We start from the raw sequence: 16,221 nt of genomic DNA, 5'->3' as shown, positions 1-16,221 counted from the left end.
TTATATTGAATAAATATGTTTATAAAACTATAAAGAATTATAAATATAAATTTCGTTTTGGCGTTATTTTTGTAAAGATTAATGAAATCAATTAAAAACGAAATATTATGAGAAAATTATTTTTATCTACAGTTGCCATCTTTACTGGTCTTTTATTTATGAATGCTCAGGACGTATCAGAAAATGCAATAGGTCTAAGACTTGGTGATAGTGATGGATTTGGTGCAGAAATATCGTACCAAAGAGCTCTTGGAGAAGCCAATAGACTTGAGGTAGATTTAGGTTGGCGTAGTGCACGCGACTATGACGGTTTTAAACTTACAGGAATTTACCAATGGGTTTGGGAATTAGATGGTGATTTTAACTGGTATGCAGGTGCAGGTGGTGGACTTGGGTCATATGGATTTGACAACAGTGCTTTAGACGATGAAACCTTTGTGTTTGTTGCAGGCAATGTTGGTATTGAATATATTTTTGATATCCCTCTCTTATTGTCCCTAGACTTTAGACCAGAATTGGGCTTTGGTGATTTCAATGACGACCTGGATTTTGACATCGCTCTTGGTATTCGTTATCGATTCTAACAGTGTCTATCATAAAAATATTAACCACCTTTCGTGGTGGTTTTTTTAGTCTAAATTCTAACATAATATTAAAACTTAACGCGTAAAATTGATTAATTTTGCGCATCATTTAAGATTACAACATTAAAGACTAAATAATGAAAAACACTGCATTAACAGACACTCACGTTGCACTAGGTGCTAAAATGGTTCCTTTTGCTGGTTATAATATGCCTGTACAATATGAAGGCGTAAACATTGAGCACGAAACGGTTAGAAATGCAGTGGGTGTTTTTGATGTCTCTCATATGGGAGAATTTTTAATTGAAGGCCCAAATGCGCTAGAATTAATCCAGAAAGTATCGAGTAACGATGCCTCTAAATTAGAAATAGGCAAAGCACAGTATAGTTGCTTACCAAATGACGATGGAGGTATTGTAGATGATTTAATTATCTATAAAATTAAAGACGAAACTTACTTGTTGGTAGTCAATGCCAGTAATATTGAAAAAGACTGGAATTGGATAGCATCTAAAAACGATGTTGGTGCTGATATGCGCGATTTAAGTGAAGATTATTCACTTCTCGCCATCCAAGGACCAAAAGCAGTTGAAGCTATGCAGTCCTTATCGAGTCATGATTTATCAACCATAAAATTTTACAACTTTGTTGTTGGTGATTTTGCAGGCATTGAACATGTGATCATCTCTGCAACAGGTTATACTGGCAGTGGAGGTTTTGAAATTTATTGCAAGAATTCTGAAGTTAAACAAATTTGGGATAAAGTATTAGAAGCTGGAGAAGAATTCGGCATTAAACCAATAGGCTTAGCTGCAAGGGATACGTTACGATTAGAAATGGGCTACTGTTTATATGGTAATGATATAGATGACACTACTTCACCTATCGAGGCAGGTCTTAGTTGGATTTGCAAATTCAACAAACCATTTACCAATAGCGAAGCGCTTCAAGACGAAAAAGAACGCACTCCAGAACGTAAATTGGTAGCCTTTAAGTTAGATGACAGAGGTATTCCAAGACATGGTTATGATATTATTGATAATAGTGGCAAAACCATTGGTAATGTAACCTCAGGTACTATGAGCCCAAGTTTAGGGGTTGGTTTAGGCTTAGGTTATGTGCCAACAATTTTCTCTAAAGTTGATAGTAAAATTAACATTCAGGTGCGCAAAAAAGCCATACCTGCAACAGTTGTGAAACTTCCATTTTACAAAGGTTAACCAGTTTTAATGTGTTGGAAGATTAATGAAGAAGGATTTAAACAAACATCGCATACTTATATTAGGTGGTAGTGGCTACATAGGCAATGCGCTCTATAAAGAATTGGGTCCATACTTTAGAACCTATGGCACATACAGTACGCCTAAAAAGGAATTTGAAACCAACAAACAATTCTTTCAGTATAATGTAGAGGAAGACGATGTCTATGAAATCATAGAAGCCTCCAGACCATCGATTATAATTTCTGCCATTCGTGGTGATTTTCATGCGCAGACGATCGCACACCAGCATGTTACAGAGTATGCTTTAGAGCATGGTAGTAAAATCATTTTCCTGTCTTCTGCCAACGCTTTTGACGCCTACAGCAAGTATCCAAGCTATGAGCTTGATAAAACACTGAGTCATAGCAAATATGGTCATTTTAAAATTAAGATTGAGAACATGCTATTACGTCTGCCTAAGAAGCAAGTTGCTATCTTGAGACTACCAATGGTATTTGGACCAAATTCTCCAAGAATACAAGAAATAAAACAGCTTGTTGGTGAAAAGGAACCTATTGAGATTTTTCCAAATCTTATAATGAATGTTACTTTAGACAAAAAAGTAACACAACAAGTGCATTATATTATAAACCGAAACAAGTACGGTATTTTTCATTTGGGCAGTACAGACTTAGTACACCACGATGAGTTTATAAAAGATATTCTAAAGGTCATTGCCAACGGTAATGTAAAGTTTAAGCATGTTTTTACAACCAATGAAGACCGTTATCTTGCTGTATTACCTAAGTTTAATAAGTTACCAAAACATCTACAGATAACAAGTGATGTTGTTTTAGAGGAACTACAGAAATAGGTTTGTTATGGAGCAAGTTATTTAGTAATTTTCAGATAAAGAAAAAGTATATGAAACTAGACGATTCTACCATAGAAAAAAAGTTACTACATTTCCCAGATTGGGCATTTCATAAAAATGCCATTCATGCCGAGTTTGAGTTTGATAATTTTAAGGATTGTTTCAGTGCCATGAGTAGAATAGCATTTGAGTGCGAGGCACAGAACCATCATCCAGATTGGACTAACGTGTACAACGTTTTAAAAATCTCTCTTTCCACTCATGACGCTGGTGGAGTTACACAAAAGGACTTTAATCTTGCATCAGCTATTGAAGCTATTGTAGAGGTTGAAGAATAAATCGGCAATTTAAATTCGTCGGTTTTCAACCTTCAAAAAAAATTAGAAAACCGTTATATTTGAGCCTTTAATAATTCACACTAAAATAAGACATATCCTATGGGAAGAGCTTTTGAGTTTAGAAAAGCAAGAAAAATGAAACGTTGGTCAGCAATGAGTAAGGCCTTTACCAGAATTGGTAAAGACATTGTTATGGCTGTAAAAGAAGGAGGACCAGACCCAGATAGTAACTCACGTTTAAGAGCTGTTATACAGAATGCCAAATCGGTTAATATGCCCAAGGATAATATTGAGCGTGCTATAAAACGTGCCAGTGACAAAAATCAGGGAGATTATAAGGAAGTACTTTTTGAAGGTTATGCGCAACATGGTATTGCCATACTCATAGAGACGGCAACAGACAACAATACACGTACGGTTGCTAATGTACGCTCTTATTTTAATAAGTGTGATGGCAGTTTAGGTACTCAGGGCTCAGTAGTTTTTATGTTTGACCATACTTGTAATTTTAAAATTAAGGGAGACGGATTAGATCTTGAAGAATTAGAGCTGGAGCTAATAGATTTTGGTGTAGAAGAAATTTTTGAGGATTCTGATGAAGATGCAAATGGAAACGAGCAAACCAGCGTAATGATCTATGCACCATTTGAAAGTTTTGGTAGCATACAATCGTATTTAGAAGATAATAATATTGAAATTATTTCATCTGGTTTTGAACGAATACCTCAAGTCACTAAGACATTAACACCTGAACAAATGGAAGATGTTGAAAAACTTATAGAAAAACTAGAAGAAGATGATGATGTGCAGAACGTATATCATACCATGGAAGAGATTACGGAGTAATTACTTCATTACATATAAATTTAAAAGAGGGCTGAAGCCTTCTTTTTTGTTATTAAACCTTAACCAACTATGAAACTTTAATTGTTCTTTGAAGTCGTTGTTTGCCCTATTCCTTCTTAGGAAGATGAATACTCAAAATCCTTGGTGTCTTACAGAAATATTTATGTCAAAATGAATTCAGAAGGAATTTCAATCCAGAATAAAGCATTGAATCTATTAGATGTAATTGGTAAAATCAAATCATATTGACTCGCTACAAAATATATAATACCTTTAATTATAGTGATATTAATTAATAAATATCATAATAGCACCCAGAGAAATTAACAAGTACATGCCAATAACGTTTATAATTCCATATATTTACTTCGTTTGTTGGTTGGGTAAAGATTAATAACCCATTTGATATTTAAATAAATGGAAAACACTCCCAAAACGGGTTTTAAGGGACTTCTTGAGAATTGGCAAAGCGATTTAATCGCAGCGGTGAGTGTAGCACTCATTGCATTACCCCTTTCGTTAGGTATTGCATTAGCAGCAGGAGCACCAGCAATGTCTGGTATCTTTTCAGCAGTTATTGGTGGTGTGGTTACTACACTCTATCGAGGAGGTCATATTTCAGTAAACGGACCAGCTAAAGGAGTTATTGGGGTTATTCTCTTAGGTATTGTATTAATGGATGACGGAAAAGGTCAGGCATTTAATTACGTTTTGGCTGCAGTGGTTGTTTCTGGTGCGATACAAATGCTATTGGGAATATTAAAGTTAGGTCGATTAGCGGATATTTTCCATAGTTCCGTGATTCATGGCATACTAGCTGCTATTGGTATTATCATTTTCGCAAAACAGATCCACGTGGCAATGGGCACGCATTCTGATAGTCCGAGTATTATACAAAACCTTATTGATGCTGTTTTATTGTTGCCTCAAGCTAATCCATTCGTGCTTATTATTGCTTTGTCTGGATTACTATTATTATTGTTTCATTCAAAAATCAGTTATAGATTTTTTCATCTACTACCTGCACCAATGTGGGTCATAGCACTTTCTATTCCTCTTGTTTATGTATTCAATTTCTTTGACCAACAAACGCTTTCATTTCTAGGTAGATCCTATGAAGTAGGACCTTATTTATTGTTGGATATACCAGATACTATTGTGGATTCCATAATGCATCCCAACTTTGGGAAAATTAATACCATTGAATTCTGGACGACCGTATTTTCAATTTTGATCATAACAAGTATAGAATCCTTAGCTATTGCAAAAGCAGTTGATAAAATAGATCCATATAGACGAAAAACAGATTTAAATAAGGATTTAACAGGTATTGGGTTTAGTACAATGATTGCTGGATTAATTGGAGGTTTGCCAATCATTGCTGTGATTATAAGAAGTACTGTTAATATTCACAATGGTGCAAAAACTAAATGGTCTAATATGTATCAAGGTCTTTTGTTGTTACTTTTTATAGTAGTATTGAGTCCAATAATGAGACAAGTACCATTATGTGCTTTTGCTGTTCTACTTGTATATACAGGTTTTAAATTGGCATCACCCGCCGTCTTTAAACAAGTGTATAATCAAGGAACGGAGCAACTCGTTTTCTTTATCGCTACAATGATTTTAACCTTATATACTAATTTATTAGTTGGTTTAATTGGTGGTTTATTATTAGCATTAGTAACCCATATGTTACTTGCTAATGTGCCCATCCCACAGTTTTTTAAGATGGTTTATAAATCGCGTACAAAATTAATGAAACGTCCAGATGGTAGTTTTGATTTAAAGATTAGGGGTATTGCGAATTTCTTGGGAATTTTAAAAGTGGATAAACTGGTAGCACAAATTCCGGCAGGAGCAGATGTTAATATTGATTTATCAGATACAAGATTAGTAGGCATGACCTATATGGACTATTTAGTAGAATACCTCAAGATACAAAAATCAACAGGTGGTAGGGTGTTTATAACAGGATTGGATTCGCATGTTTCGTCATCTACATATAATAGAGCTTTAAAACTTAGTTTAACCAGTTCAACAGTTAAATTGTCTCAAAGGCAAAAACGATTAAGAAATTTAGCAACTGAAAAAGATTATGAATATTCTAGTCTGGTTGATTGGAATACAATTTATTTAAAGAAGTTCCACTTTTTTGAAATAAGACCAATTGAACGTAAATACAATTGTCTCAAAGGAACATTTGAAGATTTAAATGTATCGTGGGAAATTGCAGATGTAACTTTTAATGAAGGTCAAGCTTTTACAGCTGAGACATTTAACACAACGCTCATGATTCTAAAATTGAATAAAAAAATTCCGGTTTTCACAATGGAAAAAGAAGCGGTACTAGAAAAATTATTTGACCGCGTTATGGCTTTCACAGGTTACAAAGACATTGATTTTGAGATGTATCCAGATTTTTCGAATAAATTCCTACTCATGGGAAATAATGAATCTGAGATTAGGTCATTTTTTACGGATGAAATAGTTCGATTTTTTGAGAATAATCAGATTTATCATTTAGAAAGTAATGGAGAGGCAATAATTATTTTTGATAAAATCAAATTGGCACGTACAGATGAGACTATAGCGTTTATAGATTATGCCAAAGAATTAGCTACGCTATTAGATACGAAAACGACATAATATTCTTTACCTCAAGCTAAGATTCGGTTAAATTTTGATTGCTCTACTGAATATTTATTTCATCCGAATTAATTAATTTTAAACTACATCAATCAATAATATTTAAATTCTCAGGATCTAAATATTAAAAAATATGAATCAAACTTTCAAAATAAATAATGATACACAAATACCTTCTATCGGGTTTGGTACTTAACAAACTCCTGATAATAAAATAGCAAAAAATGCTGTAGTTTTAGGCAGTAATAAATGATAATGTTTTTTTATCCAGCTTAATTTACATTAAGAATGTCAGACAAACCGTCTTTTATAGACCATTTGGGATAATAGTTAACCTTTTTATAAATATCATCATCGTATTTAAATCCTTGACCTGATTCTTTTCTGTCTTTTACAAATTCAATATTAACAGAATTGTTCGTTAATTCATAAACGTTACGAGCAATCTCTAAATACGTATTTGGCGTCACTGTAGTACAGTCATATACACCATATACATTATTTTTTACAACCCTATAAATCACTTCTGTAAAGTCCTTTATATGAAGATAATTAGCACTACCTCCAAACTTTCCAAATAAAGAAATTGGTTGACCTTTAGAGGCCATTTCTACAATTTGATAAAGAAATGGATGATGTTTTATGAACGACGGATCATTACCATACAACTGAGAAGGCCTTAAAATAGTGAATGGTATTTCATCTCTTTCTAAACAATAATTTATAATTTCTTCTGCATGTCTTTTAGAAATATCATATATACTGTGGAGTGGTGATGAATCCTCCAAATGAACAAATATGCTAGATATAAAAATAAAGTGCTTCACATTCATTTTTTTCAACTGAAAACACAATTCCATTGTATCCAATACATTATACTTTTCTGTTTCATATATTTCCTCTGCTGTATTCCTACCAAATGCAGCAGCTGTATGAATTACAATATCCACATGTTTGGGTAACTGATCTGATAACGATCTTTTTGCATCCAAATTGATATCACAATCTCTACGACCAACTGTAATTATCTCATAATTTTCAGAAAATAATGGCTGTAAGTACCTTGAAACGCTCGAATTTCCTCCAATAATTAGTATTCTCATTTGAATTTAAAATTTCTTCAAGTATATCACCCATTTTAAGAGGGCGGACTTAATATTAATTGGCGCAAATGTAAGAAAATTTCTCATTGATTATGAGCCGTTGGATAAGAGAAACTATATCGAATGCACAAGTACCTAGATTAACAATTTCGAATTATCGATCAAAAATGTATGTAATGATTAAAGGCTATTAAAAGGATGTCAAGTACCTGGCCTTCCTCTTAATGGTACTACACAATAACAAATACTAAAACTCTAAATGAATAAATGTCTAGATTTTACCATTAGCCGCACAAATATGTAAATAACCACAAAAATTAATCAGAAATAGAACTTTTTGAAATAATTGTTTTTTATTTGTTTCAAGTTACAGAAAATAAAAAAGGATTTAAATAAAACTAAACCAATAATGAAAAAAGAGTATTTAGAAAAAGTTCAAACCATAGATGATTTAATAACAGCATTTTATGCTTGCCTTGGTGGAGAACCAGGTGAAAAAAGAGATTGGGATTTTATGAAATATTTATTTCACCCTCAAGGGATGAAAATTGGTTATGAATATGATATAAATAAAAACTTTAGACCTCAATGGATTCACCCGAATGATTATATTGAACGTATTGGATTTTGGTTCAATAATACTCGAGAAACAGCATTTTACGAAAGAGAATTAGGTAGAGTTGTTGAAACTTATGGGAATATTGGTCATGCCTTTAGTCATTGTGAGGCTTTCCATAGTAAGGAAGATATGGCAAATAATAAACCCTACAAACAAGATGTAAAAAGTATTCAATTGGCTTATTACCAAGACAGATGGTGGATTATCAATATGTTTTGGCATGGTGTTACACCAGAATTCCCTGTACCAGACAGATATAAGAAGTTTCAACAATTTCCTTGATAATTTATTTTTCTCATTATACTACTATATTACAATATTAATATTAGTAGCGCATGTAGTCGGTTTTAAATTTCAGCATTAAATTTATCAAGTTAAGTTTTTAATGGTTTACAGAAACTTACAAGATTATTATCTCGTGTAGATAGAAATTAATAAATGATTTATGTATGTATAAAAACTTTTTCAAGAGAATTTTAGACATTCTAATAGCTCTAATGGCATTAATTGTATTATCTCCATTGATTATTGTTTTAATAACTCTGTTGATATTTGCCAATAATGGTAAACCGTTTTTCTTCCAAAAAAGACCTGGTAAGAATTCAAAAATATTTACCATCATAAAGTTTAAGACCATGAGAGACCCAAAAATTAATGAAAGTATATTGCGCAATCAAGAGGAACGTATTACAAAAATTGGGGCATTTATTAGAAAGACTTCCTTAGATGAACTGTTGCAATTAGTCAATGTTTTAAAAGGCGATATGTCAATCATTGGTCCAAGACCACTTTTAACAGATTATCTTCCACTTTATAATCAGGAACAAGCAAGAAGACATTTGGTGAAACCAGGTATCACTGGCTGGGCCCAAGTTCATGGACGTACATCTTTGTCGTGGCAAGAAAAATTTACTCTGGATGTTTGGTATGTTGATAATTTGAGTTTCAAGAATGATCTCATAATCTTACTAAAAACTGTAAAAAAAGTCTTCAATAAAGAAGACATGTCCTCTATTGAAAGTGCATCTTTTAAAGGCTTTGAAGGAAACTAGTAAATAATATTAACCTATTTTACCAATATATTCTAAACATAATATTTGGAGTAATTCCTATAGAATAACGCTCGACAAGTTCAACAGGATCACTTAAACTGTTATTACCACGATATTCCCGAGAAATCAAATTATTTCTATTGTATAAGTTACGAATAGACAAACCTATTTTCCCTCTTAACTTATTTCGATTAGACATTTTAAAACTATATGTAGATGAGAAATCTAACCTATGATAAACTGGTAATTCAGCAGTATTTATACCTCGATTAAACTCTAAACCTTCAATACCTTCGTCAGCTAATGTATATGGTCTACCTGTTTGCCATTTCCAGCCTAAGGCCATTTGAAAATCACCTACCTTATAACTAAACGCAGTTGATATTGCATGAGTAATATTAGATTTAGATTTAAAAGACTTATTTTTATTAAGATTATTGAATTGACTTCTAGACCTAATAAACGAATAGCTTATCCAAGAATTAAAACCATTAAATCGTTTTTTAATAAAAGTGTCAACTCCAAATATATTCTGATTACCTGAATTAAAACTAGTACCTTCCGGGTTTAAAAAACCAAGAGATAAAGCTGTGATATTATTCAGTTTTTTATAATAGGTGTCTACGTCAAGACTGAATGCACTGTGAGTATAAATAAATCCTCCAGAAATATGTTTACCATTAATAATCGGAAAATCCTTACCATTAGACAATCGCCATACACTATTCTCTAAAGACAAATCACTAAAAACAGTTTCATCAATTTCACTTATAATTTGATTCTTAATTTCAGCACTTACTTGAATTTTAAATCGCTGATTTAATTCTTTAAAAACCAATAATCTTGGCTCAAATCTGAGTGCATCTAGTTCTGCGAAATATGTACCTCTTAAGCCAAATGAAAAATCAAATAATTTTGAATTTTTATAATTTAAGTTTCCATATACACTATGGGTTTGCACTAGGTTTTGCTCGGTATCTAGTATAAATTCTAGGTCTGTCGTATTAATAAAAGCATAAGCAACATCTTTTAGTGTATATTGATATCCAAGGGTAAAATCTGTATCGTTAAATGTATTATAGTTTAACTCTGTAGAGATACCAGAATCAAAAATTGTATTTCGTTTTTCAAAATTAGAAACCTGTATACTTTCCTCTGAGGTAATATAGTTATAACCAAATTTATAATCTGAAAAAAAAGCTTGGGTAGTTTGCTTTAATTTGTCATTCCAAATAAAGTCCCAACCCAATCCATAACCTGTATTTTTAATTGATAGTTTGTCATTAAAACTCGTTGTACTTTCCTTTTCATTAGAAACATAATCTAATAGATTCTCTACATTAATCACACTTACATAAAAACTATTAGAAGAATTTAGTTGGTAATTCAACTTAACGTTATAGTCTAAAAATGAAAAATTATTGGCATTGTCTTCATCTTCAATAATCTTTGTGTTTTCAAAAATCTTATCTGCCAATTGATTAAATGTAAATGTTTCTAAAAAGTTGGCATAACTACTTCTAATAGATGCCTGTAAACTCAGTTTATCTTTTATAATTGGTAATTCTAAAACAGCATCAACATTTAGCCCATTAAAACCCATTTCTGCTTTAATATCATTATTAATGGCTGAGCTAGACCTTATATCTATTACACTAGATAATCGCTCACCATATCGAGAATGAGAACCTTTATTAACAAATGTAATATCGGATTGAACATTTGGGTTTAACGGTGATATCATTCCAAATAAATGTCCTTTGTGATAAATGTTAATACCATCCCAAATTAAACGGTTCTGGTCTGCAGATCCACCTCTCACAAAAAAACCAGATGCAGTTTCATTTGGACTTAATACACCTGGTAATAATTGAATACTTTCTAAAACATCTGGTTCTATTAAACCAGGTAAAATACCCAAACGAGATGGATATAACCTATATGTTCCATCACTATTTTTTTCTATCCCTTTCGCTACATAACTTCTTATTAAAACTTTTTTTAGTGCTTCAGTTTTTCCTTCTCTATCCTTTGACACACTTACAATAATATAGCGCTTATAAATCACCTCGTAAAATAATTTGGAAATACTCTCAAGCTCATGCAATGTTTCTTCCAGAGTTCTTTTTTTTCTTATAAACGTTACTTTTTTTCCAATAAGGTAATCATCCTTATATGAAAAAAGAACATTATAAATGTCTTCAATTTCCCCTATTGCCTCGTTTAAATCTACATCTTTAAACTCAATGGAAAAAGCCTCTTCTTGAGAAAAGGCTAGTATAGGAAGTAACATTAAGACTAAGACATATATTAACCTCATTCTTTATATCTAAGTTTAATGTTACGTTTTTCTTTTTCTGTATATTTTATATTTAGTGTCTCAAAGACAGTCTTTAATGCAACATTTAAACTGTCGTGGGGAAAGCTTCCTGTAAAAATATCTGAGTCATTTATAGATTTGTCATCAAACTCAATTTGATATTGCTCCTCCAAGGCTTTTATAACATAACGTAGTGGTACACTTTTAAAGGTACTTTCACCATTAACCCATGCTGGCATTTTATCTAATGTTTTAGAAACTTCAGAAGTATTTCCATTTATTTTTCTAAATGTATCAGTCGGATAAAGCACATGATCCGATTGTAAAGTCTTAACACCTACTTTACCCTCAAAACAAACTACATCAAAAAAATCTGTTGTAGAATTAACATTGAATTGTGTTCCCAAAACTGAAACTGTTCCATTATTTGTAATTACTACAAAACCTTCTCCTTTTGTAACTCTAAAGTAAGCTTCACCATCAAGATATAATTTACGCTCTTTAATCCAGTTATCTTCGTCATAAATAATCTTAGTTTTTGAATTTAATATAACTTCAGAACCATCTAATAGTGCTATTGTCTTACTTTCCCCAAAACCTGTTTCGATAATAATCTCACCAGTGTCTAAAAACATAAATAACCCGAATAGCAATGCTATGGAAGCTGCAATACCAATAGCCCAATTAGAATATAATGGTCTAACCTTGTCTTTTTTACTTTGTATTTTATCTTGAATTTTTGAAAAGGTTGCATCAGTCGGTCTATCTAACAAATTTCTTACATGCAGACCATGACGTATTTTTAAAAAAGCATTATAGTCGTCTTCATTGACAAGATTTTTAAATTCTTGGTCAGTAAGCTCTCCTTCTAACCACTTGGCCAAAAACGAATCTAAATCACTATTTAAATATTCTTTTTTCATCTTTCCTATTATTAAGACAACTAAGGCATAATAAACCCTACTTTATTTTATTATTAGATATTTCCTATTTCTTTTCTCATAACCAAAAGGGCTTGATGCATTCTTTTTTCTACAGCTTTAAGTGAGATACCTAATTGATTTGCTATTTCTTTATATTTTTTCTTTTCAATTCTATTTAATAAAAAAACCTCTCTTTGTTTTTCTGATAATTTTGAAATTGTAGTTTCTAATTTATCCATAAACTCCTTTTCTAACATTATAAATTCTGGAGATTCATTCGTTTTCTCTTCTTTGTAAAGCTTATTATACTTTCGTACTATTTTTTCATGTTTAACTTCATTCAAAAACATATTGTTCGCTGTAGTAAACATGTAACTTTTTACCTTATCATAATCTACTTTATTACAATTATCCCATAATTTTATAAAAACATCTTGCATTAAGTCTTCTGCTCGCTCTATATTTTGAGTTTTAAAAAACAGAAACTGTCTTATGTCTTTTGCATAAGTTTTATAAATATTCTCAAAATTTTGAGACTGACATATATTGCGTTTATCGTTTACATTAATCATTTTAAAGTAGTTGCATCGAAGCTAAATAAAAATATTTTTCATTAAAAGTAGGGTTTTTATTTTATGAATTGTCTTATATCCGATTAACCTCATAAATTTGTTTAATCTTATAATATGTACAAAATGAAAAATTTTAAACGTGTAATTTTAAGTATCGTAATGGGACTTTTAATATTTAGTTCTTGTAATAATGAAGAAGTAATCATTAACCCCCAGGAATTAATAGAAGAAAGTGAATCTATTACTGATGCCTTAAATTTCATGAGCAAACAATTTGATGCAAATGGCAATGTTGTAGCAGATGAGAATCCTGCAGGAGATATAGTTTTTGATTTTTGTTTTAATTTTATTTATCCAATCGATCTTTCCTTTAACACAGGTGCTACAATTACTATCAATAGTTTAGAAGAGCTTGTAACTGTTGTGACGGCCTCAACGGAGGAATTATTTATAAATGGAATTGCCTTCCCTTTTGAAGTAGAAACATATAATGAGGATAGTAATTCACTAGAAATAGAAACTATAAACAACGAGGATGAATTTAATAGTCTCTTAGAAGATTGTGAACTTGAAGAAAATGATGATTGCATTTGCACTGAGATATATGATCCAGTTTGTATTGATATTACAGATTTAGATGGAGAAGTATTTACAATTTCATATCCTAATTCCTGCTATGCTATATGTGACGGATTTACTGAAGAAGATTTTAGTGAAGAATGCGAAGGAGACTATGCAAATGGCCTAGACGAATGTTTTGATTTTGTATACCCTATCTCAATAATATTAGATGATAGCACAGCTGTTAATATAAATTCTAATGAAGAATTGTTTAATACAATATATGGAGTTCATTATTTTGATTTTGTATTTCCGTTTGAAGTACTAATTGAAATTGATACAGTAATAACTATTAATAACTATGATCAATTAGAAGACATAATAGAAAATTGCTTTGACGATGGTTATGGAACAATAGACTGTTCAATTGAAGACATTGCAAGTGCTTTAATAAATTGTTTTTGGCAAATTGATTTTGTTGATGATGACCAATATCTCTATAACTTTTTCAACGATGGCACATACCAGGTACAGTCTGGTGATAGTCTTCTTACATCTGGGGAATGGATTATAAATGATGGAAACGAGACCTTTTACATAACCCTAGCGGCAAACTCACCTAACTACAATGACGAATGGGTGGTTACTATATGTGATGAAAATTTAGAAATGCAAAGTTTAGTATCTCCTCAAGCGGAGCTTTACTCAATTGATTGTTACGGGATAGATTTAGACTGTTCAGTTGAAGACGTTGTTGTACTTTTATCTGATTGCTCGTGGTTAATTGACTTTATTGATTTTAATGAATTTAGCTATAATTTCAATACCGATGGTACATATGAAGTGCAGGACCTTGGAGGTAATTCTAATGGTAGTATTCTTACTACAGGAGTATGGGGCATAGATGTAACAAATAATTCCTATACGATTTACCTAATCGCGGATGACTCACAATATAACGATACATGGTTAATTAGTGATTGTGATGAAGATGAATTAACGATTGAAAGCATTGATTATCCGCAAGCTGATATTTATTCTATTAATTGTGACTAAGCATAAAAATACCCGTTAAAAAAAGTGTATTTAAGTTAGTAATTAAAATACTTTTTTAGCCCTCAGTACTATATTCTGAGGGTTTTTTATGTTTAAACAATAATATTAAAATAAAGTAAAGATCATTCAAGAAGTTAAAGATTTTGGTTTCTTCAACTAAAATATCAAGTTAAATCTCCACTGTCTAATACTTCCCATATAATTTTTGGTAAGCGTGAGTTTCAAGAACTAACATATCCCACAAAAAAAGAATTCAATTATAAAGTTAAGGTTGTCTATTGAGGGTTTTTAAGGAAAGGAAACCAAGAACTTGCTTAATGTTTCTTCGTAAATAGCTTCGTATCTAGGAACAATATTATGTATGTCAAATTTCTTGGACTGTGTTTTTGCATTCTTTTTAAATGTACTTAACACATCTTTATCTTTCAATATTCTTAAGGCATTTATTGTCATATCCTTAACTGCGTTAACATCACTTAAATAACCTGAATATCCATCAACATTTACCTCAGGAAGTCCTCCTGTATTAGTTGATATTACAGGTACTCCACTTGCCATAGCTTCTAATGCAGCAAGTCCAAAACTTTCAGTCTGAGATGGTAATAAAAATAAATCGCTGAAACATAGTATTCTATCTATCTCATTACTATTTCCAAAAAATATAACCCTATCTGAAATACCTAATTCTTCAACCATAAGTTCTGCTCCCTCCTTCTCTGGCCCTTCGCCTACCATCATTAGCTTAGCTGGTATTTCTTTCTGTATATTGTAGAATACCTTAATAACATCTGGAATTTGTTTAACCTTTCTAAAATTACTGATATGCGTAATTATACGCTCGTGATCTTCTGCCATCATTCCTCGCTGGCAATCTGTAAAATTATTAAGATGCTTTTCTAAATCAATAAAATTTGGGACAACATGAATATCTTTTTTAATACTAAAAAGTCTTAGTGTATCTTCCTTTAAACTCTTCGATACAGAGGTAACTGCATCAGATTTATTAATACTAAAGGTTACTGCTGGTTTATAGAAAGGATGACTACCAACTAAAGTAATATCCGTGCCATGTAAAGTTGTAACAATAGGTACTAAAATACCTTCATCCAAGAGCATTTGTTGCGCCATATAAGCTGCATATGCATGTGGCATAGCATAATGCACATGCAACAATTGAATTCCATGCAACTTTACCATATCTACCAGCTTACTCGAAAGTGCTAGCTCATATGGTTGATAATGAAAAAGTGGATATTCTGGAACATGTACCTCATGAAAATGTACGTTGTTGCTTAACAATTCTAATCTTACAGGTTGGCTGTAAGTGATAAAATGGATTTCGTGGCCTCTACGAGAAAGTTCTAACCCTAATTCTGTAGCCACAACGCCACTACCTCCAAATGTAGGATAGCAAACAATTCCTATTCTCATGTAATACTAATTGTATTGAGTTGATAACATTAAATGTCTAAGTTATTTAAAATACTTACAACCTAAGATCTTTTTAACTTATTATTAAAAT

14 protein-coding genes are annotated in these 16,221 nt (G+C 31.6%); 9 read left to right on the top strand and 5 right to left on the bottom strand.

The window, feature by feature from the left end; translation table 11 throughout:
• Positions 1 to 107: 107 nt before the first annotated feature.
• The 6 genes from DUZ96_RS08120 (at position 108) to DUZ96_RS08095 (ending at position 6,493) form a co-directional block, all read left to right on the top strand.
• Entirely contained in the window at positions 108 to 584 is a 477-nt protein-coding gene (locus DUZ96_RS08120) for a hypothetical protein (RefSeq protein WP_114301443.1), read from the top strand.
• Positions 585 to 721: 137 nt separating this feature from the next.
• Entirely contained in the window at positions 722 to 1,804 is a 1,083-nt protein-coding gene (gcvT, locus tag DUZ96_RS08115; RefSeq protein ID WP_114301442.1) for a glycine cleavage system aminomethyltransferase GcvT, read from the top strand.
• A gap of 25 nt (positions 1,805 to 1,829) precedes the next feature.
• Positions 1,830 to 2,660, top strand: a complete 831-nt coding sequence (locus tag DUZ96_RS08110; protein ID WP_114301441.1) for a sugar nucleotide-binding protein — start codon at positions 1,830 to 1,832, stop codon at positions 2,658 to 2,660.
• A gap of 50 nt (positions 2,661 to 2,710) precedes the next feature.
• Positions 2,711 to 2,998, top strand: coding sequence for a 4a-hydroxytetrahydrobiopterin dehydratase (locus tag DUZ96_RS08105; protein ID WP_114301440.1), 288 nt, complete (start codon positions 2,711 to 2,713; stop codon positions 2,996 to 2,998).
• Positions 2,999 to 3,097: 99 nt separating this feature from the next.
• Positions 3,098 to 3,844: a YebC/PmpR family DNA-binding transcriptional regulator gene (locus DUZ96_RS08100; protein ID WP_114301439.1), complete on the top strand. Its 747-nt coding sequence runs from the start codon at positions 3,098 to 3,100 to the stop codon at positions 3,842 to 3,844.
• A gap of 417 nt (positions 3,845 to 4,261) precedes the next feature.
• Positions 4,262 to 6,493 (top strand): SulP family inorganic anion transporter, encoded by a 2,232-nt coding sequence (locus tag DUZ96_RS08095; protein WP_114301438.1) that lies wholly within the window; start codon positions 4,262 to 4,264, stop codon positions 6,491 to 6,493.
• Between the two features lie 272 nt (positions 6,494 to 6,765).
• Here DUZ96_RS08095 and DUZ96_RS08090 read toward each other — a convergent pair whose 3' ends face one another.
• Complete coding sequence (locus tag DUZ96_RS08090) at positions 6,766 to 7,596, bottom strand: NAD(P)-dependent oxidoreductase (protein WP_114301437.1); 831 nt, start codon at positions 7,594 to 7,596, stop codon at positions 6,766 to 6,768.
• Between the two features lie 409 nt (positions 7,597 to 8,005).
• Between DUZ96_RS08090 and DUZ96_RS08085 the strand changes: the two genes are divergently transcribed.
• Positions 8,006 to 8,497, top strand: a complete 492-nt coding sequence (locus tag DUZ96_RS08085; protein ID WP_147267070.1) for a hypothetical protein — start codon at positions 8,006 to 8,008, stop codon at positions 8,495 to 8,497.
• Between the two features lie 167 nt (positions 8,498 to 8,664).
• On the top strand, positions 8,665 to 9,267 hold the full coding sequence (locus tag DUZ96_RS08080; protein WP_114301435.1) for a sugar transferase: 603 nt from the start codon (positions 8,665 to 8,667) through the stop codon (positions 9,265 to 9,267).
• 19 nt (positions 9,268 to 9,286) lie between these two features.
• On the opposite strand, the gene DUZ96_RS08075 is transcribed toward DUZ96_RS08080, so the two are convergent.
• The 3 genes from DUZ96_RS08075 to DUZ96_RS08065 are packed head-to-tail and all read right to left on the bottom strand — an operon-like array spanning position 9,287 to position 13,082.
• Positions 9,287 to 11,587: a TonB-dependent receptor plug domain-containing protein gene (locus DUZ96_RS08075; protein WP_114301434.1), complete on the bottom strand. Its 2,301-nt coding sequence runs from the start codon at positions 11,585 to 11,587 to the stop codon at positions 9,287 to 9,289.
• Positions 11,584 to 12,510, bottom strand: a complete 927-nt coding sequence (locus DUZ96_RS08070) for a FecR family protein (RefSeq protein WP_114301433.1) — start codon at positions 12,508 to 12,510, stop codon at positions 11,584 to 11,586. The genes DUZ96_RS08075 and DUZ96_RS08070 overlap by 4 nt, the downstream gene beginning before the upstream one ends.
• 53 nt (positions 12,511 to 12,563) lie before the next feature.
• On the bottom strand, positions 12,564 to 13,082 hold the full coding sequence (locus tag DUZ96_RS08065) for an RNA polymerase sigma factor (protein ID WP_114301432.1): 519 nt from the start codon (positions 13,080 to 13,082) through the stop codon (positions 12,564 to 12,566).
• Between the two features lie 123 nt (positions 13,083 to 13,205).
• On the opposite strand from DUZ96_RS08065, the gene DUZ96_RS08060 reads away from it, so the two are divergent.
• Positions 13,206 to 14,699, top strand: a complete 1,494-nt coding sequence (locus tag DUZ96_RS08060) for a hypothetical protein (RefSeq protein WP_114301431.1) — start codon at positions 13,206 to 13,208, stop codon at positions 14,697 to 14,699.
• A gap of 288 nt (positions 14,700 to 14,987) precedes the next feature.
• On the opposite strand, the gene bshA is transcribed toward DUZ96_RS08060, so the two are convergent.
• On the bottom strand, positions 14,988 to 16,130 hold the full coding sequence (gene bshA / locus DUZ96_RS08055) for an N-acetyl-alpha-D-glucosaminyl L-malate synthase BshA (RefSeq protein WP_114301430.1): 1,143 nt from the start codon (positions 16,128 to 16,130) through the stop codon (positions 14,988 to 14,990).
• Positions 16,131 to 16,221: the final 91 nt, after the last annotated feature.

It is taken from the genome of Winogradskyella sp. KYW1333 (assembly GCF_003335675.1).
Taxonomy (GTDB): Bacteria; Bacteroidota; Bacteroidia; order Flavobacteriales; family Flavobacteriaceae; genus Winogradskyella.
The sequence above is the reverse complement of the archived record's forward strand: the minus strand, read 5'-3'. Positions and strand labels throughout refer to the sequence as shown.

Coding starts and splice junctions, on each gene's coding strand:
- DUZ96_RS08120 (WP_114301443.1), top strand. CDS start 108: ATGAGAAAATTATTTTTATCTACAGTTGCCATCTTTACTGGTCTTTTA.
- gcvT (WP_114301442.1), top strand. CDS start 722: ATGAAAAACACTGCATTAACAGACACTCACGTTGCACTAGGTGCTAAA.
- DUZ96_RS08110 (WP_114301441.1), top strand. CDS start 1,830: ATGAAGAAGGATTTAAACAAACATCGCATACTTATATTAGGTGGTAGT.
- DUZ96_RS08105 (WP_114301440.1), top strand. CDS start 2,711: ATGAAACTAGACGATTCTACCATAGAAAAAAAGTTACTACATTTCCCA.
- DUZ96_RS08100 (WP_114301439.1), top strand. CDS start 3,098: ATGGGAAGAGCTTTTGAGTTTAGAAAAGCAAGAAAAATGAAACGTTGG.
- DUZ96_RS08095 (WP_114301438.1), top strand. CDS start 4,262: ATGGAAAACACTCCCAAAACGGGTTTTAAGGGACTTCTTGAGAATTGG.
- DUZ96_RS08090 (WP_114301437.1), bottom strand. CDS start 7,596: ATGAGAATACTAATTATTGGAGGAAATTCGAGCGTTTCAAGGTACTTA.
- DUZ96_RS08085 (WP_147267070.1), top strand. CDS start 8,006: ATGAAAAAAGAGTATTTAGAAAAAGTTCAAACCATAGATGATTTAATA.
- DUZ96_RS08080 (WP_114301435.1), top strand. CDS start 8,665: ATGTATAAAAACTTTTTCAAGAGAATTTTAGACATTCTAATAGCTCTA.
- DUZ96_RS08075 (WP_114301434.1), bottom strand. CDS start 11,587: ATGAGGTTAATATATGTCTTAGTCTTAATGTTACTTCCTATACTAGCC.
- DUZ96_RS08070 (WP_114301433.1), bottom strand. CDS start 12,510: ATGAAAAAAGAATATTTAAATAGTGATTTAGATTCGTTTTTGGCCAAG.
- DUZ96_RS08065 (WP_114301432.1), bottom strand. CDS start 13,082: ATGATTAATGTAAACGATAAACGCAATATATGTCAGTCTCAAAATTTT.
- DUZ96_RS08060 (WP_114301431.1), top strand. CDS start 13,206: ATGAAAAATTTTAAACGTGTAATTTTAAGTATCGTAATGGGACTTTTA.
- bshA (WP_114301430.1), bottom strand. CDS start 16,130: ATGAGAATAGGAATTGTTTGCTATCCTACATTTGGAGGTAGTGGCGTT.